Annotated in this window: 16 protein-coding genes; 13 read left to right on the top strand and 3 right to left on the bottom strand. The window is 73.3% G+C overall.

Going from position 1 to position 19,588, the window contains the following annotated elements; translation table 11 throughout:
- Positions 1–17: 17 nt before the first annotated feature.
- The gene (locus DTL70_RS31855; RefSeq protein ID WP_114025509.1) at positions 18–2,765 is read right to left on the bottom strand and encodes a SpoIIE family protein phosphatase; all 2,748 of its coding nucleotides are present in this window, start codon (positions 2,763–2,765) and stop codon (positions 18–20) included.
- A gap of 119 nt (positions 2,766–2,884) precedes the next feature.
- Between DTL70_RS31855 and aspS the strand changes: the two genes are divergently transcribed.
- From aspS to DTL70_RS31835, 4 genes are all read left to right on the top strand, one after another.
- Entirely contained in the window at positions 2,885–4,663 is a 1,779-nt protein-coding gene (gene aspS, locus DTL70_RS31850) for an aspartate--tRNA ligase (protein ID WP_181861161.1), read from the top strand.
- 134 nt (positions 4,664–4,797) lie between these two features.
- Positions 4,798–5,370, top strand: coding sequence for a Uma2 family endonuclease (locus DTL70_RS31845; RefSeq protein WP_114025507.1), 573 nt, complete (start codon positions 4,798–4,800; stop codon positions 5,368–5,370).
- Positions 5,371–5,484: 114 nt separating this feature from the next.
- Positions 5,485–5,733 (top strand): type II toxin-antitoxin system Phd/YefM family antitoxin, encoded by a 249-nt coding sequence (locus DTL70_RS31840; RefSeq protein ID WP_114025506.1) that lies wholly within the window; start codon positions 5,485–5,487, stop codon positions 5,731–5,733.
- Positions 5,733–5,987, top strand: a complete 255-nt coding sequence (locus DTL70_RS31835) for a type II toxin-antitoxin system RelE family toxin (RefSeq protein ID WP_114025505.1) — start codon at positions 5,733–5,735, stop codon at positions 5,985–5,987. Before DTL70_RS31840 ends, DTL70_RS31835 begins: the two co-directional genes overlap by 1 nt.
- A 164-nt stretch (positions 5,988–6,151) precedes the next feature.
- On the opposite strand, the gene metG is transcribed toward DTL70_RS31835, so the two are convergent.
- On the bottom strand, positions 6,152–7,762 hold the full coding sequence (gene metG / locus DTL70_RS31830; RefSeq protein ID WP_114025504.1) for a methionine--tRNA ligase: 1,611 nt from the start codon (positions 7,760–7,762) through the stop codon (positions 6,152–6,154).
- 337 nt (positions 7,763–8,099) lie between these two features.
- Here metG and DTL70_RS31825 point away from each other — a divergent pair, with 337 nt between their 5' ends.
- From DTL70_RS31825 to DTL70_RS31815, 3 genes are all read left to right on the top strand, one after another.
- Entirely contained in the window at positions 8,100–8,351 is a 252-nt protein-coding gene (locus tag DTL70_RS31825; RefSeq protein ID WP_114025503.1) for a hypothetical protein, read from the top strand.
- A 301-nt stretch (positions 8,352–8,652) separates the two neighbouring features.
- On the top strand, positions 8,653–10,788 hold the full coding sequence (locus tag DTL70_RS31820) for a PhoX family protein (RefSeq protein ID WP_114025502.1): 2,136 nt from the start codon (positions 8,653–8,655) through the stop codon (positions 10,786–10,788).
- A gap of 184 nt (positions 10,789–10,972) precedes the next feature.
- Positions 10,973–12,313 carry an NAD(P)/FAD-dependent oxidoreductase gene (locus DTL70_RS31815; RefSeq protein WP_114025501.1) on the top strand — a complete coding sequence of 447 codons (1,341 nt, stop codon included), beginning with the start codon at positions 10,973–10,975 and terminating at the stop codon, positions 12,311–12,313.
- Between the two features lie 54 nt (positions 12,314–12,367).
- On the opposite strand, the gene DTL70_RS31810 is transcribed toward DTL70_RS31815, so the two are convergent.
- On the bottom strand, positions 12,368–12,850 hold the full coding sequence (locus DTL70_RS31810) for a nuclear transport factor 2 family protein (RefSeq protein WP_114025500.1): 483 nt from the start codon (positions 12,848–12,850) through the stop codon (positions 12,368–12,370).
- Positions 12,851–13,110: 260 nt separating this feature from the next.
- Here DTL70_RS31810 and DTL70_RS31805 point away from each other — a divergent pair, with 260 nt between their 5' ends.
- The 6 genes from DTL70_RS31805 (at position 13,111) to DTL70_RS31780 (ending at position 19,405) form a co-directional block, all read left to right on the top strand.
- Positions 13,111–14,292, top strand: a complete 1,182-nt coding sequence (locus tag DTL70_RS31805) for a magnesium and cobalt transport protein CorA (RefSeq protein ID WP_114025499.1) — start codon at positions 13,111–13,113, stop codon at positions 14,290–14,292.
- Positions 14,293–14,309: 17 nt separating this feature from the next.
- The gene (locus DTL70_RS31800; protein WP_114025595.1) at positions 14,310–14,942 is read left to right on the top strand and encodes an HAD family hydrolase; all 633 of its coding nucleotides are present in this window, start codon (positions 14,310–14,312) and stop codon (positions 14,940–14,942) included.
- 98 nt (positions 14,943–15,040) lie between these two features.
- Positions 15,041–15,949, top strand: a complete 909-nt coding sequence (locus DTL70_RS31795; RefSeq protein WP_114025498.1) for an ABC transporter ATP-binding protein — start codon at positions 15,041–15,043, stop codon at positions 15,947–15,949.
- The gene (locus tag DTL70_RS31790; protein WP_114025497.1) at positions 15,946–17,265 is read left to right on the top strand and encodes an FtsX-like permease family protein; all 1,320 of its coding nucleotides are present in this window, start codon (positions 15,946–15,948) and stop codon (positions 17,263–17,265) included. The genes DTL70_RS31795 and DTL70_RS31790 overlap by 4 nt, the downstream gene beginning before the upstream one ends.
- Positions 17,266–17,429: 164 nt before the next feature.
- The gene (locus DTL70_RS31785; RefSeq protein WP_181861157.1) at positions 17,430–18,737 is read left to right on the top strand and encodes a sensor histidine kinase; all 1,308 of its coding nucleotides are present in this window, start codon (positions 17,430–17,432) and stop codon (positions 18,735–18,737) included.
- A gap of 23 nt (positions 18,738–18,760) precedes the next feature.
- Positions 18,761–19,405 (top strand): response regulator transcription factor, encoded by a 645-nt coding sequence (locus tag DTL70_RS31780; protein WP_114025594.1) that lies wholly within the window; start codon positions 18,761–18,763, stop codon positions 19,403–19,405.
- Positions 19,406–19,588: the final 183 nt, after the last annotated feature.

Below are 19,588 nucleotides of genomic sequence, written 5' to 3'. Positions count from 1 at the left end.
CCCGACCCGACCCCGGGTCAGTCCTCGTCGAGGGCCGAGAGGTCCCAGGCCTCCCACTGGTCCAGGGACGGCTCCGCCGCCTCCTCGACGTCCTTCGCCGCCGGGTCGGCCTCCTGCATCTCGAACCAGATGCACTTGCCCTCGCCCCGCGGGTCCACGCCCCACCGGTCGGCGAGCATGCCCAGCAGCATCAGACCCCGCCCCGAGGACGCCAGCTCGCCGGGGCTGCGGCGGTGCGGCAGCTCGTCGCTGGCATCGGAGACGTTGACCCGCAGCGTGCGCTCCTGGGTACCGCCCCCCTCACCGCGCTCCGCGCCACTCTCCGTGCCCCCGGTGCCGGCCGTGCCCCCGGTGCCGGCCGTGGTCCCGGTGCCGGTCGTGGTCCTGGCGCGCGGTGCGGTGATCTGGGCGACCAGCGTCGCGTCCCCGTCCGTGTGCACGAGCACGTTGGTCAGCATCTCGGACAGCATCAGCACCGCGCCGTCCACCTGCTCCGGGTCGGCCCAGTCGTGCAGCAGGTCGCGCAGCTGGTGCCGGGCGGTGGCGATCCGGTCGGGCTGGGCCTGCGCGACCTGCATCACGGTGCGCCGCGCCGAGACGGGCGTCCCGCCGCCCGTCAGGCTTCCGGCGCGGGCGCCGCGCGCCAGGAGCAGCAGCGCGATGTCGTCCTCGCGCCGGGGGGTGAGCGGGGGAGCCGCCGTACGCGCCGGTGTGCCGCACTCGTCGCCGTGCGCCGCGCGGAGCAGCGCGTCGGCCACCTGTTCGAGGCCGGGTTCGGGGCCGGTCTCCGCCTCGCCGTCGTCCGGCCGCGTGCGCAGCCCCTCGACGACCTCGTTGATCCGCTCCCAGCCGGCCTCCTGGTCGTGCCCGCCGGCCTCCAGCAGCCCGTCGGTGCACATCAGCAGCCGTTCACCGGGCTCCAGGACGAGCCGGGTGACCGGATAGTCGGTGTCGGGTTCGATGCCGAGCGGGAGGCCGCCCGCGGTGGGGCGCACCATCATCGGCCCGTCGGGGAGCTGGACGGCCGGGTCGGGGTGTCCCGCGCGGGCGACGTCCAGGGTGCCGGTGGCGGGGTCGACCTCCACGTAGAGGCAGGTGGCGAAGCGCGGGTCTGCGGTCTCCGGTTCCTCCTGGCCCGTTCCGGCCTCGGGCGGGAATCCGGCCGCCTCTTCGGCGGGGGCCGAGGGCGGGGGCGCGTTGACGCGTTCGCCGGCGCCCATGCCGTGCAGGAAGCGGGAGGCGCGGGAGAGTACCGCGTCGGGGTGGTGGCCCTCCGAGGCGTAGGCCCGCACGGCCACCCGCAGCTGGCCCATGATGCCCGCGGCCCGCACGTCGTGGCCCTGCACGTCGCCGATGACCAGGGCGGTTCTGCCCGAGGGCAGGGGGATCACGTCGTACCAGTCGCCGCCGATCTGGAGGCCGCCGCCGGTGGGCACGTAGCGAGCCGCAAGGTCCATGCCGGGGACGGCCGGGCTGTGGGCGGGCCGCATCGCCCGCTGGAGCCGGGCGGACAGCTCGCGCTCCGATTCGTTCAGCAGCGCTCGCGACAGCGACTGGGCGAGCATCCGGGCGACGGTGGTCAGCACGGCGCGCTCGTCCGGGGTGAAGGCGACGGGCTGGGCGAAGGCCGCCATCCAGGCGCCGATGGTGCGGCCCGCGACGGTCAGCGGCAGGAAGGCCCAGGCGGTGCGCCCTGGCTGGGTCTCGGCGGGGCGCGCGGCGGGGAACCGGTCCGCGTACTCCCGCGGGTCGAGCAGGTAGAGGGCGCGGCCGGTGCGCACGGCCTCGGCGGCCGGGTCGTCGTCCGTCAGCCGCAGGCGGGCCCCGCTGCCGGGCGGGCCGAGGCCGCCCCCGGGCCCGTACGGGTGCCCTGGTCCGTAGGGGTAGCCGGGCCGCGCCGGGGCGCCGGGTGAGGCGCCGTAGACGGTGAGCTGGTCGCCGCTGACGCAGAAGACGGCGAGCGCGTCGGGCGAGAAGCCGGGCATGGCCAGCGACGCGGCGACCCGCAGCACGTCCGCTGTGGTGTACGCCTCGGCCAGCGCCCGCCCCGCGTCCAGCAGGAACGCCTCGCGGTTGCGGCGCCAGTCCCACGCGGCCGCGGTGCCGCGCCCCTGCGGCCCGTCCACGTCCCGCCCGTGGCCGCCATGGCCGCTGTAGCCGCCCGGGTCGCCGCTGGGGGCCGCGCGGGTCAGCGGACCCGCCGCCTGCTGTTCGGGGCGCTCCTCCGGTTCCGGCACCGCGTACACGAGGCCGACGAGCCCTGGCGCGCCCTCTTCCCGCTGCCCGGTGCCGGCGGGCGCGCGCGGCGCGGGGCGTACGACGGTGCGCACGGTGCCGACGACCGCACCGTCCGCGTCCACCACCCGCAGCAGCGCCTCGGCGGTGGTCTCCTCGGCGAGCGCGAGCGTGACGATGCCCTGGAAGCCCACGTAGTCGACGGCGTGCAGGTGGGAGCGGACGGCGCTGCCCGGGAGCGTGAGGTGGGTCTCGGTGCGGGGCGCGGGACCCGCCGCAGGGCGCCCGTCCCCGGGCGGAGTCCCGGGCGGCGAGGGCGCTACGGTCGGTCCCGCCGAGTCGGCGGGGCCCGACGGATCGGCGGGTCCGGCCGGGCCGGAAGGTACCGCCGGGCCCCCCGGTCCCGCGACCGCGGAGTCGTCGACTCCCAGCAGCCGCGCCGCGCGGTTGTCGAGCGTCACCAGACCTGTGGCTTCGTCCCAGGTCCACAGGCCCGCGCCCAGGGCTGCCAGGGCGTCGTCGGTGCGCATTGCACCACTTTATGCAGAGTCCGTCTGGTTGCGGAAACGGGGGCGAGGCAGGGTAGCCCAGGGCGGTACTCTGAGGGGTATTCCACTGTGACCCCTGCGCCGAACGACTTGGATGAATGATGCATCGGTACCGGTCCCACACCTGCGGCCAGCTTCGCGCCACGGACGTCGGCACTGACGTCCGCCTCAGCGGCTGGCTGCACAATCGTCGGAACCTGGGCGGCATCCTCTTCATCGATCTGCGCGACCACTACGGCATCGTGCAGCTCGTCGTCCGTGACGAGTCCAGTGAGGTGGACGCCAAGCTCAGCTCGCTGTCCAAGGAGACCGTCGTGCGGGTGGACGGCACGGTCACCGCGCGCGGCGCCGAGAACGTCAACCCCGAGCTGCCCACCGGCGAGATCGAGGTCGAGGTCTCCCAGGTGGAGGTGCTGGGCGGCGCCGAGCAGATCCCCTTCACCATCAACGCCGAGGACGGCGTCAACGAGGAGCGGCGTCTGGAGTACCGCTTCCTCGACCTGCGCCGCGAGCGCATGCACCGCAACATCATGCTGCGCTCGCAGGTCATCGCGAAGATCCGCGAGAAGATGGTGGCCCAGGGATTCAACGAGCTGGCCACCCCGATCCTGTCGGCCACCTCGCCCGAGGGCGCCCGCGACTTCCTGGTGCCCTCCCGCATCCACCCGGGCAGGTTCTACGCGCTGCCGCAGGCGCCGCAGCAGTTCAAGCAGCTGCTGATGATCGCCGGGTTCGACCGCTACTTCCAGATCGCGCCCTGCTTCCGCGACGAGGACGCCCGCGCCGACCGCTCGCCCGGCGAGTTCTACCAGCTCGACATGGAGATGAGCTTCGTCGAGCAGGAGGACGTCTTCGCCGTCATCGAGACGCTGATGACCGAGCTGTTCCAGGAGCTGGGCGAGGGCCGCGAGGTCACCTCCCCCTTCCCGCGGATCCCGTTCCGCGAGGCCATGGTCAAGTACGGCTCCGACAAGCCGGACCTGCGCGCCCGGCTGGAGCTGGCCGACGTCTCCGACCTGTTCGCGGGATCCGGCTTCAAGGCGTTCGCCGACAAGCACGTGCGTGCGCTCCCGGTGCCGGACACGGCGTCCCAGCCGCGCAAGTTCTTCGACTCCCTCGGCGACTTCGCCGTCGAGCAGGGCGCCAAGGGCCTGGCCTGGGTGCGGGTCGCCGAGGACGGCTCGCTGTCTGGCCCGATCGCGAAGTTCCTCACCGAGGACGACGTCAAGGCGCTGACGGAGGCGCTCGGCCTGGCACCGGGGCACGCGGTCTTCTTCGGGGCCGGGGAGTTCGACGAGGTCTCCACGATCATGGGCGCGGTCCGCGTCGAGGCCGCCCGGCGCGCCGGACACTTCGAGGAGAACGTCTTCCGCTTCTGCTGGATCGTCGACTTCCCGATGTTCGAGAAGGACGAGGAGACCGGCGAGATCGAGTTCTCGCACAACCCGTTCTCCATGCCGCAGGGCGGCCTGGAGGCGCTGCGCACCAAGGACCCGCTGGACATCCTCGCCTGGCAGTACGACATCGTCTGCAACGGCGTCGAGCTGTCGTCCGGCGCGATCAGGAACCACGAGCCGGAGATCATGTTCGAGGCGTTCGGGATCGCCGGCTACTCCAAGGAGGACGTCGAGCGCGACTTCGGCGGCATGCTCCGCGCCTTCCAGTTCGGCGCCCCGCCGCACGGCGGCATCGCCCCCGGCGTCGACCGCATCGTGATGCTGCTCGCCGACGAGCCCAACATCCGCGAGACCATCGCCTTCCCCCTCAACAACAACGCCCTCGACCTGATGATGGGCGCCCCCAGCGAGGTCGACGACAAGCGGCTGCGCGAGCTGCACCTGTCGGTGCGCAAGCCCCCGCAGGCGAAGCCCGCGCAGTAGCGCGCGGCCTTCCGCCGCCGCGGACGCCCCACGGGCCCGGGCCCCTCGACCGAAGAGGGACCCGGGCTGGTGGTGTGCCCGCTACTGTGGGCCCGTACGCAGCCCGTCCTGCCACCACGTGGAGGCGAACAGCCATGACGGTGCCCGCCCTGAGCCCCCGTCCCGGCAATCTGCGCGAGGTCGCGGAGGAGATCGAGAGGGCGACCGGTCTGCGCGTGGAGATCCTGGGAGGGAAACTCGTGATGTCCCCGACCTCGCGCGGCAAGCACGCGGGAACGGTCAAGAGGCTTATCCGGCAGCTCTCATCACAGCTCCCGGAAGGACTCGACGCCTATGAGATGTCCTCCATCGCCCTGCCCGGCGACCCGGAGGACTACTGCACCCCCGACCTCGTCGTCCTGCCCATCGAGTGCAAGGAGGACGACGAATGGCTCGTCGACCCCGGTGACGTCGAACTGGCCGTCGAGGTGATCTCCAAGTCGGAGAAGGCGAAAGACGTCAGCGCCAAGAACGGCTGGTACGCGGCGGCGGGCGTGCGCACCCTGCTGGTCCTCGACCCGCGCGGCGGCGACTGGGCGCTCTTCACCCACCCGCGGGACGGCGAGTACCAGGGCCGGTTGCGCGGCAAGTACGGCGACGAACTGCTGCTTCCCGCTCCCTTCACGCAACCCGTCGACACGGCGTGCCTGCCGGTCTACGGGGACTGACGCGCGTCCGGGTCCACGACGTGCTGTCCGATCGGCGGAAGAGGCACCGGTTCGGACGGGGCTCATCGCTTTCCCGATTGACCACAAGATGAATGTTGGGGAATCATGTGACTCATGACGGAGATCGCCATCAGCGCCGCCCGGTCCCAACTCGGTGACCTCGTGCGCCGCGCGGCGCACGCGCGGGAGACCATCGCCCTCACCGATCACGGACACGTGGCCGCGCTGCTCGTGTCACCGCAGGTGATAGAGGACTTCGAAGACGCGCTGGCGCTGGCCGAATACGAGCGTCGGAAGGCCGAGGGGACGCCGGAGAGCGGCACCCCACACGAGGAAGTGGGAAGGATGCTGGGGCTCCGGTAGTGGCGTACGAGATCATCTGGGAGCCGCGGGCCACCAACGCGGCCGTGCGGTTCCTCAAGGAGGACCCCCAGGGTCTGGCCGCGGTCTACGAGGCGGTTGACGCACTCGGCGAGAACCCGCGCCCCCGGGGCTCCTTCGCCTTCGGCTCGACGGACGTCCGCCGCCTGCACAGTGGTGACTACCGCGTCCTCTACGTGATCGAGGAGACGGTCATCAGGATCGTCGTCACGAGCCTTGGCCGGGTGCCTGGCTGAGAGTCCCGCGCTTCGACCCTGGACGAGCGAAGCCGTCGCGTCCGCGGGGACGCGACGGCTTCGGCTCACGACGCGGCGCCGCTGCTTCGTCTCCTCCAGCCGCGGGCTGCGTTTTCTGGGGGCGGCCCCCAGACCCCCGGTTCTTCCCGCGCGGCCTGCGAGCTCTACTTCGTCTCTTCCAACCGCGGGAAGAGGGCCGCGCCCTTGGTGACCTTCGTGCCGGCGGGGAGCTGGCCCCAGCGGCCCGCGTCGGCGAGGGGCTGGTCGGCGAGGGCGCCCAGGGCGGGCTCGGCGCCGAGGGACTCCCACAGCTTGGCGCTGGACTCCGGCATCACCGCGTTGAGCAGCACCGTGCAGGCGCGCAGCGACTCGGCGGCGGTGTAGAGGATGGTGGCCAGCCGCTCCTGCGCCTCCGCGGAGGTGTCCTTGGCGACCTTCCACGGCGCCTGCTCGGTCAGGTAGCCGTTGACCTGCTTGATGAAGTCGAAGACCGCGGCGATGCCGCCCGCGAAGTCGAGGTGCTCCCCGAGCTTCTCGTCCGCGTCCCGTACGGCCGTGGTCAGGCCGTCGGCGATGGCCTGCTCGGCCTCGCCGTGCGCGGCCGGCTCCGGCAGCGTTCCGTCGAAGTACTTGCCGACCATGGCGGCCACGCGCGAGGCGAGGTTGCCGTAGTCGTTGGCCAGCTCGCTGGTGTAGCGCGCGGAGAAGTCCTCCCAGGAGAAGGAGCCGTCCTGGCCGAAGACGATGGCCCGCAGGAAGTACCAGCGGTAGGCGTCGACGCCGAAGTGGTCGGTCAGCTCGTGCGGGGAGATGCCCGTCAGGTTCGACTTGGACATCTTCTCGCCGCCGACCATCAGCCAGCCGTTGGCGGCGATGCGCTTGGGCAGCGGCAGGCCGTTCGCCATCAGCATGGCGGGCCAGATCACGGCGTGGAAGCGGAGGATGTCCTTGCCGACCAGGTGCACGTCGGCGGGGAAGGTCTCCTCGAACTTCTTCTGGTCGCTTCCGTAGCCGACGGCGGTGGCGTAGTTGAGGAGCGCGTCGATCCACACGTAGATGACGTGCTTGTCGTCCCAGGGGATCTTGACGCCCCAGTCGAACGTGGAGCGCGAGATCGACAGGTCCTCCAGGCCCTGGCGCACGAACTGCACGACCTCGTTGCGTGCCGACTCGGGCTGGATGAACTCCGGGTGCGCCTCGTAGTGGGCCAGCAGCCGCTCGCCGTAGGCGGAGAGCTTGAAGAAGTAGTTCTCCTCCTTCAGCATCTCCACGGGCTTCTTGTGGATGGGGCACAGCTGGAGCCCCTCGTACTCGCCCTCACCGTCGAGGAGTTCCCCGTAGGTCTTGTACTCCTCGCAGGGCACGCAGTACGGGCCCTCGTAGCCGCCCTGGTAGATCTCACCCCGGTCGTAGAGGTCCTGGACGAACTCCCGGACGCGGTCGGTGTGGCGTTTCTCCGTCGTGCGGATGAAGTCGTCGTTCGCGATCCTGAGGTGCTCCCACAGGGGTTTCCAGGACTCCTCGACGAGCCTGTCGCACCACTCCTGCGGGCTGACCCCGTTGGCCTCCGCGGTGCGCATGATCTTCTGACCGTGCTCGTCCGTGCCGGTGAGGTACCACACCTTCTCGCCGCGCTGGCGGTGCCAGCGGGTGAGCACGTCGCCCGCGACGGTCGTATAGGCGTGGCCCAGGTGGGGAGCGTCGTTCACGTAGTAAATGGGGGTCGAGACGTAGTACGCCTTCGGCCCCGCCTGCTCTGATCCAGTGGCCGCCATACCCGAATCCTATCGGCCGCCCGCCACCCCTTTTCCCGCCCCGCACCCCGCGGCCCGCGTCAAGGCGGGGCGGCGGGTGTCACCCGCGACGGGGGGCGTCGCGGAGGAAGAACAACGGTCATCAAACGGCTACGCGTCGGCACGAAGACGACGACAACGCACAAAAACCGGTGCGACGCGGGCACGATGTGGCCTGCGGGGAGCGTTGGCCCCGTAAGGGGGAGGCTGGCCGCCGCGGAGGCCGCCGCGCCGCGACGTGACGCACGGTGAAACGCCGGGTGCGTCGTGTGCAATGTGGCGACGAAGCGACGCCAGTGACGGTGAAGGAGGTGGCGGGATGCAGGCCGAAGGGCCCAACCCGGGCACGTGTTGCCGCTGCGATCTGCCGGTGCGGCACCGGGCGCTGATCGCGATCATCGAGACGGGCTCGGGGCCCGGCGGCAGCGCGTACGCGTGTCTGCCGTGCGCCCGCGATTATGCGAAGACCGCGCTCGCACCCGACTGGATCGGCGAGACGATCGCCCACACGGAGGCCGTGCGGCTGGCCTGGGACGAGGAGGGCGACGGCGACGCCGCGCCGCCGCTGTAGACCTCCGCTCCCTGTCCTCCACCGTGCCGGGAAGACATCTGCCTGCTGATCACTGTCTGCTGATCAGTGCCTGCTGATCAGTGCCTGCTGATCGCCGCCCGCGGATCGTCTTCCGGCACGGGACGCGACTGTCCGCGGTGGGCGGTCGGCGGGTGGATCGTGGCTGGTCGCGCGGTTCCCCGCGCTGCTTCGGGGCGCAGCCGGTGGCCTGTTCAGCCGGGGTTCACTCCGGCGTCATACGCGGGAGTGCCCGCGGGCCTAGCGTCGCGGCGGCGTACGACGCACAGACCGGAGGATGACGATGCGAAAGCCGTTGCCGCTGCTCACCTCGCACCCGGGTGGCAGATCAGCGATGACCTGCCGCTACCGCTGCGGTGACGCCTGCTTCCACGAGGTGCCCAACACCAGTGCGAACGAGTACGCGGGGGATGTCATCGCCCGCGCCCTCTCGCGCCGTTCGGTGCTGCGCGCCGGTGCCGTGGTGGGGACCGCGACAGCGGTGGGCGCCGGCGCGCTGGCGGGCCCCGGCGCGGCACCGGCCTCCGCGGCTGCCCCGACGGGCGAGGGCGGCAGGCACGGTGAGGCCCCGCGGCACGGCGAACCCCACCACGGCAAGGCCGCCAAGGGGCTGCGCTTCACACCCGTGGCGCCGAACACGGCCGACGCGGTGACCGTTCCCGAGGGGTACGGGCAGAACGTGGTGATCCGGTGGGGAGAACCGATTCTGCGCGGGGCCCCCGCCTTCGATCCGACGCGGCAGAGCGCCGAGGCGCAAGCCGGCCAGTTCGGCTACAACAACGACTTCCTCACGCTGCTGCCCCTGCACTCCCGGGGCGGCACCCGTGGTGGCGCCGGGCACAGGGGCGGCGCCGACCAGCTGCTGGTGGCCAACCACGAGTACACGAACGAGGAGTTGATGTTCGCGGGGTACGACCCGGAGAAGCCCACCAGGGAGCAGGTGGAGATCGCCTGGGCGGCGCACGGCCTGTCCGTGGTCGCCGTCGCGGGACAGCACCGTACCGGCGCGCTGCGGGCCGTGCCGCGCCACCCGCTCAACCGGCGGATCACCGCCACCACGCCGTTCGAGGTGACGGGCCCCGCGGCGGGCAGCCGGCTGCTGCGCACCTCCGCTGACCCGCGCGGGCGCCGGGTGCTGGGCACCCTCAACAACTGTTCGGGCGGCACCACCCCGTGGGGCACGGTGCTCTCAGGTGAGGAGAACTTCAACCAGTACTTCGCCCACGCCGAGCAGGTCACGAACCCTCAGCGGGCGGCCGCGCTCAAGCGGTACGGCGTCGTCGGCGGGGCGAGCCAGCGGCGCTGGGAGCGGTTCGACGACCGGTTCGACCTGACGAAGGAGCCCAACGAGGTCCACCGTTTCGGCTGGGTCGTCGAGGTCGACCCGTACGACCCCGACTCCACGCCCCGCAAGCACACCGCGCTCGGCCGCTTCAAGCACGAGGCGGCGCAGCCGCGGCTGACCCGGGACGGGCACGCGGTCGTCTACATGGGCGACGACGAGCGCTTCGACTACTTCTACAAGTTCGTCTCGAAGAAGACGATGCGCCGCGGCCGGAGCGCCGAGGACCGCCGCCACAACCTGTCCCTGCTGGACGAGGGCACCCTCTACGTGGCCAGGCTCTCGGGGAACAGCCCCGCCGACGAGATCGACGGGAGGGGCACCCTGCCCGAGGACGGCGAGTTCGACGGCACCGGCCGGTGGATTCCGCTGGCAGCGGGCGACAGGTCGTTCGTGGAGGGCATGAGCGCGGAGGAGGTGTACGTCTTCACGCGGCTGGCGGCCGACAAGGCGGGCGCCACCAAGATGGACCGCCCCGAGGACATCGAGCCCTCCCCGCGTACGGGGCGGGTGTACGTGGCGCTGACCAACAACACCGACCGGGGCGCGGCGGGCAAGGCGGGCCCCGACGAGGCGAACCCGCGCCGGGCCAACAAGCACGGGCAGGTGCTGGAGTTCGCCGAGCGCGGGGACGATCCCCAGTCGCTGCGCTTCTCGTGGCGCCTCTTCCTGGTGTGCGGCGACCCCGAGGACCCGGGCACGTACTTCGGTGGCTTCCCCAAGGACGAGGTGAGCCCGATCTCCTGCCCGGACAACGTCACCTTCGACGGCTACGGCAACCTGTGGCTGTCCACGGACGGCAACGAGCTGGGTTCACACGACGGGCTGTTCGGTGTCGCCACCGCCGGTCGGCGGCGCGGCCAGGTGCGGCAGTTCCTGACGGTACCGACGGGCGCGGAGACGTGCGGGCCGCTGGTGCAGGACCGGCGCGTCCTCGTCGCGGTCCAGCACCCGGGCGAGGTGGACGGCGCTTCCGTCGAGAAGCCCGCCTCCAGCTGGCCCGACGGTCCTGGCAAGTACGTGCGGCCCTCGGTCGTCGCGGTGTGGCCCGAGGACGGCTCCGACGTCGGACGGTGACGGGGCCGTCCGTGTGACGGCCGGTCGCACAGGGTGAGGGTCGGCGTGGGGGCGGGGTTGCGTCGGCCCGCGCCCTGTGCGGTGCCGGCAGCGGTGGCGACCCCCGCCGCCCCGTGCCAGGCTGTCCGGGAGGACGAAAAGGGCAAGTACGCCCATACGCACGCCAACCGTTGCGGGTGCAGCCATGGAGCGAACCAGAATTCTGATCGTCGGCGGCGGCTTCGCCGGAGTCGAGTGCGCACGCGGGCTGGAGAGTGGTCTGCGGCCCGAAGAGGCGGAGATCGCCCTCGTCACCCCTGCCAGCTACCAGCTGTACCTGCCGCTGCTGCCCCAGGTGGCCGCCGGGGTGCTCACCCCGCAGTCCGTCGCACCGCCGCTGCGCAGGCTGCTGCACCGCACCTCGATCATCCCCGGCATGGTCATCGGCGTCGACACCCACGACAAGGTGTGCGTCGTGCGGCTGATCAGCGGGGAGACGCAGAACTACCGCTACGACCACCTGGTCCTCACCCCCGGCAGCGTCACCCGCAGCTTCGACATCCCGGGCCTCACCCAGCAGGCCCGCGGCATGAAGACGCTCGCCGAGGCCGCGTACGTGCGCGACCACGTCATCGCCCAGCTCGACCTGGCCGCGGCCAGCACCAACGAGCAGGAGAAGGCCGAGCGGCTGCAGTTCGTGGTCGTCGGCGGCGGTTACGCGGGCACGGAGACGGTGGCGTGCCTCCAGCGGCTCACCAACTCCGCCGCCCGCCGCTATCCACGGCTCGACCCCGACCTGATCAGATGGCATCTGCTCGACATCGCGCCGAAGCTGATGCCGGAGCTGGGGGCGCGGCTGGGCCGGCGCGCGCAGCAGATCCTGCGGGAGCGGGGTACGGACGTGTCGCTGGGTGTCTCCGTCGCCAAGGCGGAGGAGCGGCGGATCACGCTCACCGACAACCGGGTGCTGCCGTCGCGGACGCTCATCTGGACGGCCGGTGTCGCCGCGAGCCCGCTCATCGGCATGCTCGACGCGGAGACGATGAAGGGCCGCCTGGTGGTGAACGCCGACTTCACCGTGCCGGGGCACCGGGGGCTGTACGCGCTCGGCGACGCGGCGGCCGTACCGGACCTGACGAAGGTCGGCGGCGCGGTCTGCCCGCCGACGGCGCAGCACGCCAGCCGCCAGGGCAAGCACATGGCGCGCAATCTGCTCGCCACCCTGCGCGGGGAGCCGATGACGCCCTACCGGCACAGGGACCTGGGGCTGGTCGTCGATCTCGGGGGCACCGACGCGGTCGCCAGGCCGCTGGGTTACGAGGTCTCGGGCTTCCCCGCCCAGGTCATCGCGCGCGGCTACCACCTGATGGCCCTGCCGACCTTCACGGCCAAGGCGCGCACGGTGGCCAACTGGAACCTCAACGCGCTGACCGGTGACGACTTCCTGCGCACCGGGTTCCTCTCCCGCCGTCCCGCCACTCTCCAGGACATGGAGGCCACCGACGCCTATCTCACCCAGGAGCGCGCTCGGGAACTGACGGCGTGAGGTGGTTCTTCCGCACGGTGCTCGGCGCCGTCATCCGGGAGGTCGTCCGCGCGTTCAGTCGCGGCGGCCGGTGACGGGCCCGGGTGTGCCCGCCAGCGACTCGGGTGGGGTTCCCTCGATCGGTGAGAGGTGGAGCGCGGCCAGGCGCCAGGCGGGGCGCACGGTGGCGGACGTTCCTGCGGAGGGGACCGCGGAGGCCGCCGTGGTGAGGTGGTGGGTGGCGCGGAAGTGGCCGTCGACGTCGCGGCCCTCGTAGACGGACTGCTGGCTCTGGACGCCGAGGAGGACGGCGCCGTCGCCGTGGCGGCGCAGGTGTTCGGTGCGCCAGGTGAACAGGTCGTGCACCAGCGCCCCCGTCTCGTACCGTGCCAGCCAGCCTCGTTTGTCCAGCAGGAAGCCGCGCGGCCCGACGGCCACGAAGTCGTCGGTCAGCAGGGCCTCCAAGCCGGGGACGTCGCCGTGCAGTTCGGCGTCCGCCCAGCGGGCCCCGAACGTCGTCAGGTCGCGGGAGACCGTGGGTGTCGTGGTCGCGGCCATCCGAACCCCTCCCTTCTTCGCGCGTGGACTGCCCCGTGGGTGCGCGCTCGCGCGCAGGCGTGGCCCGCGTCCCCCAGGGTGGACCCCGCGGCACTCGCGCGCGTCGGGCGGAAGGACGAGCGCGGGTTACTCCGCCGGGCGCACGCCCCCTACCCGCCGGTACCCCCGGGGGAGTACGGGCGAGGCCCGCGCATTCGGGCGCGATTTGCGGGCACAGTTGGGGGAGACCGACGACGACGAGGAAGCCGAGGAGCCCCCACATGCCCACGGTCCCGGTGGTGCGCAGCCTGCGCCGGGTGGTGCGGCCCCGCCTGCCGCGTCCCTCGGTGGACCTCTCCCACCCGGTGCGCTCGCCGCTGGGCACCTCGGTGGTCAGCTGTGTCGCCTACGACAGCGAGGGCACGCGGCTGATGGCCGAGTGCGGCGTCGAGGAGGCGCTGGCCTGCGTCCGCAAGGGCCGCGCCGCCGCCGCAGGTGCGGGCACGGGCGGTGCGGGCGGGGGCGGTTTCGTGTGGATCGGGCTGCACGAGCCGTCGGAGGCGGAGTTCGAGGGCGTCACCGAACTGTTCGGGCTGCATCCGCTGGCGGTGGAGAACGCGATCGAGCCGCACCAGCGGCCGAAGGCCGAGTGGTTCGCCTCGCAGTCGGGCAGCGGCGGCGAGATGATGTTCGCGGTCTTCAAGACGGTCAGCTACGCGGAGCACGAGGAGCTGACGACGACCAGCGAGGTGGTGGACACCGGCGAGATCGTCGTCTTCGCCGGCGCCGACTTCGTGATCACCGTGCGGCACGGCAGGCACGGTTCGCTCGGCCCGGTGCGGGAGGCGTTGGAGGCCGATCCGGAGCGGCTGGCGCAGGGCCCCGCCGCGGTGCTGCACGCGGTCGCCGACCAGGTCGTCGACGACTATCTGCTGGTCGCCGACGAGGTGCAGACCGACATCGACGACCTGGAGAGCGCCGTGTTCGCGCCGCAGGCCCCTTCCGCGCGGGGCGGCGGCGCCTTCGAGACGGGCCGCATCCACCAGCTGAAGCGGGAGCTGCTCGAACTCAAGCGCGCCACGCAGCCGCTCGCCCGCCCGCTGGAGCTGCTCTCCTCCCGCCCGAACCGGCTGATCGACGCGGAGATACGCAAGTACTTCCGGGACGTCGCCGACCACCTGGTGCGCGTCACAGATCAGATCGCGTCCTTCGACGCCCTCCTCGACTCCATCCTCCAGGCGCACCTGGCGCAGGTGTCCACGGCGCAGAACGAGGGCATGCGCAAGATCAGCGCGTGGGTCGCCATCGTCGCCGTGCCGACGATGGTGTGCGGGATCTACGGCATGAACTTCGACCACATGCCGGAACTCGACTGGGTGTTCGGCTATCCGCTGGTCCTCGTCGTCATCGCCGTGGCCTGCGTGGCCATGCACCGCGCGTTCCGCAGAAACGGCTGGCTGTGAAACCCGACCTGACCGGCATCACCACCGTCGTCCTCGACGTCGGCGAGACGCTCGTGCGCGACGACCGCTACTGGGGGTCGTGGGCGGACTGGCTGGGCGTGCCCCGGCACACGCTGTCCGCGCTCGTCGGCGCGGTCGTCGCGCAGGGGCGGGACAACCAGGAGGCGCTGCGCCTGGCCAGACCCGGGATCGACGTGGACGCCGAGCGCGCCGCGCGGGAGGCTGCCGGGCGCGGCGAACACCTGGACGAGTCCGACCTGTACGAGGACGTGCGCCCGGCCCTCACCGCGCTGGCGGCGGCCGGCGTCGCCGTGCACGTCGCGGGCAACCAGACGGCCCGCGCGGGCGCCCTGCTGCGCGCGATGGACCTGCCCGCCGCCACGGTCTCCACCTCCGAGGAGTGGGGCTGCGCCAAGCCGGACCCCGCCTTCTTCGCCCGCGTCCTTTCCACCACCGGCAGCGCGCCGGCCGCCACCCTCTACGTCGGCGACCACCCCTCCCGCGACGTGGGCCCGGCCCGCGCCGCGGGACTGCGCACCTGCCACCTCGTCAGGGGCCCGTGGGGCCACCTGTGGGCCGCGTGGGACACGCCGGCCCCCGATCTGCGCGTCACGGGCCTGCTCGCGCTGGCGGAACTGCTCCAGGCGTAAGGGGCGGGGGTTCGGTGCGGGGGTTCGGTGATTCCGAACCCCCGATACGGGTGGCGGCTCCCTCGTGGCGCGGCCCGCGCGTTCGTAGCGTCGTGCCCATGAGGAACAGGCGAGACAACGACGGCGGCCACGGCGGTGCGCCCGCCCTCGTCATGACGGGGGTCACCCGCAGCTACGGGCGGCGGCGGCAGCGGGTGCGGGCGCTGGACGGCGTGGACGTGACGCTGCCACGGGGCAGCTTCACCGCCGTGATGGGCCCCTCGGGCTCCGGCAAGAGCACCCTGCTCCAGTGCGCGGTCGGCCTGGACCGGCCGAGCGGGGGCAGTGTGCGGCTCGGCGGGGACGAGCTGACCAGGATGGGCGGGCGCGCCCTGACCAGGCTGCGCCGCGAGCGGGTCGGCTTCGTCTTCCAGTCGTTCAACCTGCTCCCCGCCCTCACGGCCGAGCAGAACGTACGGCTGCCCCTGCGGCTGGCCGGGGGCGGCGCGGGGCGCGCGGACCGGGCCCGCGCCGTGGACGCGCTCTCCCGCGTCGGCCTCGGCGACCGCGCCCGCAGCCGCCCCGCCGAACTCTCCGGAGGCCAGCAGCAGCGCGTCGCCCTCGCCCGCGCCCTGATCACGAAACCCGAGCTGATCTGCGCCGACGAGCCGACGGGCGCCCTCGACCCGGCCACCGCCGAGCACGTGCTCGCCCTGCTGCGCACGTCGGTGGACACCTCGGGCGCGACGGTGCTGATGGTCACCCACGACCCGGTGGCCGCCACCTACGCCGACCGCGTGCTGTTCCTGGCCGAGGGCCGGGTGGTGGAGGAGCTGGCCGAGACCGGGGGGTGGGAGCCCGGTGCGGCCGCCGCCGCGCGGATCGCCGCACGTATGCGGTCACTGGCGGGACGGGCGGGGGCGGGTGCCGGGCGGGGTGCGGGCCCGGTCGCTGCGGGCCCCGCCGGTGTGGGGCCGGGGGCGCCGGCGGGCGCGGCCGGGGCGTACGCGTCGGAGGTGGCCGTATGACGAACGGACTCGCGCGGGCCTCGGTGCGGGCGCGGCCCGTCGCGTTCGCCGGGGTGTTCTCCGTGCTGGTGCTGTCCGCCACCGTCGTGACCGCCTCCGTGGCGATGCTGCGGACGGCCTCCGGGGTGCGCCGGGCCGCCGTCCGCGAGCAGCTGACCGCCATGGGGGCGGGGTTCACGGTGGTGACCGTCTACCTCTCGCTCTTCGTCATCGCGCTGGTGATGGCGCTCGCGGTGGCCCAGCGGGCCCGCGAGCACGCCCTGCTGCGGGCGGTGGGCGCGGTGCCGTGGCAGATCCGGCGCGCGGTCGCCGTCGAGGCGCTGTGCACCGCCCTGCCCGCGCTGCCCCTCGGCTACGCACTGGGCGGGCTGCTGGCGCGCGGCTGGCTGACGGGGATGGCCGCGCACGGGCTGGTACCGGACGGCGTGCCGCTCCTCGTCGGCTGGCCGCCCGCGCTGGCGGCCTGCGGCGTGCTGGTCGTCACCTCGCAGCTCGGCGGACTGCTCGCCGCGCACCGGGCCGCACGCGCCCGCCCCTCCGACGCCCTGTCCGAGACGGCGGGGGCGCGGCGCGGGCTGACGGTGACGGGCGTGGTGCGGGGCGCCTTGGCGCTCGTCGCGCTGTGCGGTGCCGCGCTGTTGACGGCGGTCACCGCGGCGGGCCCGCGCGAGGACGTCGGCGAGCACCTGCCGCTCGTCCTGCTCGCCCACCTGGTCGCCGTCGGGTGCGCGGGCCCGGTCCTGACGCGGGCGGCGGCGCTGCTGCTGTCCTGGCCCCTGCGCGTGGTCACGGCGCCGCGCGCGCTGGGCGGGGGAGCCGCGACACAGCTGGCCTTCGCGCAACTCGCAGCGCAGGCGAGGCGATTGTCCTCCGCCGTCACCCCCGTGGCGCTGGTCGTCGCCTTCACGCTGGTCAAGCTGGCGGCGCTCGCGCACGCGGCGGAACCGTCGTGGGTCGACCTGTTCGCGACCGTCCTCTACGCCGCTTTCGCCGCCCTCGCCGCCGTCAACACGCTGGTGATGCTCAGCGCCGAACGCCGCCGCGAGGTCGCCCTGCTGCGCTCGGTGGGAGCCGCGTCCTGGCAGGTCGTGCGGGTGCGGGCCGTGGAGGCGGTGACGATCGCCTGCGCGGGCTTCGGCGCGGGCACCGCCGTGGCCCTCGCGGTGACCCTGCCCCTGGGCGAGGCCGCGGACGCCTCCCTCGCCGCCCTGCCGGCCACCGCGTGGGCGGGCCTCGGTGGCGGCGTGCTGGCCCTCGCACTCCTGGCGACCCTGGCACCGGTACCGGGGCATCTGCGGCGAGCGCTGCCCCGTTGACCGTACGGTGCAGGCGGGCGTGCGCGTTGACCGTACGGTGCAGGCGGGCGTGCGCGTTGACCGTACGGTGCACGAGGGCCCGCGCGGCCGGGTGCCCCGGCGGTGCACCAACGAGCCGTGCACCAGGATGGCTCGCGACTACCCCACCCACGAAGACGAGTCCCGTGACTGCGACCGCCTCTGACGACACGCCCCCCGCCCCCGCGACGCGGAAGGCGCTGCGCGCCGCCGCGTACGCGGCGGCGGGGCTCGTGCCCGCGCTGCTGGGTCTGCCCGCGCTCGCGCTGGTCGCGCTCGGCGCCGTGCTCTGTGTGACCAGGGCGGGGATCCCCGTCCTCTCCCTCGCCCTGACGGCGGTCCGCGCCCTCACCGACCTGCAACGCCTGCTCGTGCGCGGCCTGCTCGGTGAGGACGTCCCGTCACCCCCGCGCCCCGGGCCGCTGCGCGCCGCACACGACGGCGCGACGTGGCGGTGCGCGGCGTTCGCCGTCCTCAACGCGCCGCTCGGCGCGCTGCTGTTCGCCGTGCACCTACCCGTGCGGCTCTACGGGCTGGCGCTGCTGTCCTACCCGCTGTGGTTCCGCGCCGTGCACCAGAACGGGCACGACGGGCTCGAACTCACCGGCGCCACACCCCTCGACACCTGGCCGCGCGTCTGGGCTGTCGCCGCCGCCGGGCTCCTCGTGCTGGTGCTCGCCGAGTGGGCCGCGCGCAGGCTGACCGCTGCCGTCCGGCTGCTGGCCCGCACCCTGCTGGCCCCGCTCCGCCTCGCCGAACGCGTCCACGACCTGGAGGAGACGCGCGCCCTTGCCGTACGCGACGCCGCCGCCACCCTGCGCCGCATCGAACGCGACCTGCACGACGGTGCCCAGGTGCGCATCGTCGCCCTCGCCATGGCGCTCACCCGCGCCCGCGCGGCGCTGAGCGCGCCCGAACCCTCCCCTGCCGAGGCCGACAAGGCCCGTCACCTCCTCGACCAGTCACTCGGCAACGCCCGCACGGCGCTGGCCGAACTGCGCGACCTCGTGCGCGGCATCCATCCGCCCGTCCTCGACAACGGGCTCGCCCCCGCCCTGGCCTCTCTCAGCTCCGACATCGAGACCCCCGCCCTCCGCGTCGACCTGCGCACCGCGCTGCCCAAGACGCCGCGCCCGCCCGAGGCCGTCGAGACCATCGCCTACTTCTGCGCGGCCGAACTCCTGGCCAACGCCGCCCGCCACGCCGGCGCGGGACACATCGCCGTCAGCGCCCGCACCGAGGAGGACGGCCGGATGCTCGTCCTCGTCGTCGAGGACGACGGACGCGGCGGAGCCGCCGTGCGCCCCGCGGGAACCGGCACCTCCTCGGGGCTGCGCGGCCTCGCCGAGCGGGTACGCACCGTGGACGGCACACTGTCCCTCGACAGCCCGGCAGGCGGACCGACCACGGCGACGGTCCGCCTGCCGCTCGCACCCCAGGGGGAGACGACGTGACCGGAAGGACGGAAGGACCGCCACTGCGCCTGGTCGTCGCCGAGGACGCCGCCGTCCTGCGGGAAGGGCTGGTCGGACTCCTCACCGACCGCGGCCTGGAGGTGAGCGCCGCCGTCGGCGACCCGGAGGCGCTGTACGAGGCCGTCGAGCGGACCCGGCCCGACGCCGTCGTGGCCGACATCCGGATGCCGCCCACACACCGCGACGAGGGGCTGCGCGCCGCCGTCGCGCTGCGCGGGCGCCACCCCGGGCTCGGGATCCTGCTGTTCTCCCAGTACATCGAGACCAGCTACGCCCACAGCCTCCTCGCCGACGGGCCCGCCGGCATCGGCTACCTGCTCAAGGACCGGGTGCTCGATGTCGACGAGTTCGTCGACGCGCTGCACCGCGTCGTCGCCGGCGGCACCGCCCTGGACCCCGACGTCATCTCCCGCCTCCTGCGGGCCGGGCCCGGACGCGACGCGCTCACGCCCCGCGAGGACGAGGTGCTCGGACACATGGCCGCGGGCCTGACCAACGCGGCCATCGCCGCGCGCCTGGGCATCTCGCAGCGCGCGGTGGAGAAGCACACCGCCGCGCTCTTCGAGAAGCTCGACATCCCCCGCACCACCGCCGTCCACCGCCGCGTCCAGGCCGTACTGCACTACCTCGCCGCCTCCCCCCGCTGACGCCCTCCCCGCACCACCCATGCGAGGACGCCCCCGCACACGAGGACGCCCCCCGCCGCCGGGGGGGGTGCCCCTATCTGTTTGGTCAAGGGGCTGGGGCGGGTTGGGGCTGGTAGAAGGTGCCGTCGCGGAGCATGGCGTAGAGCACGTCGGCTCTGCGGCGGGCGAGGCAGAGGAGGGCTT

This window comes from Streptomyces diacarni (assembly GCF_003323715.1).
GTDB classification, from domain to species: Bacteria; Actinomycetota; Actinomycetes; order Streptomycetales; family Streptomycetaceae; genus Streptomyces; species Streptomyces diacarni.
The sequence above is the reverse complement of the archived record's forward strand: the minus strand, read 5'-3'. Positions and strand labels throughout refer to the sequence as shown.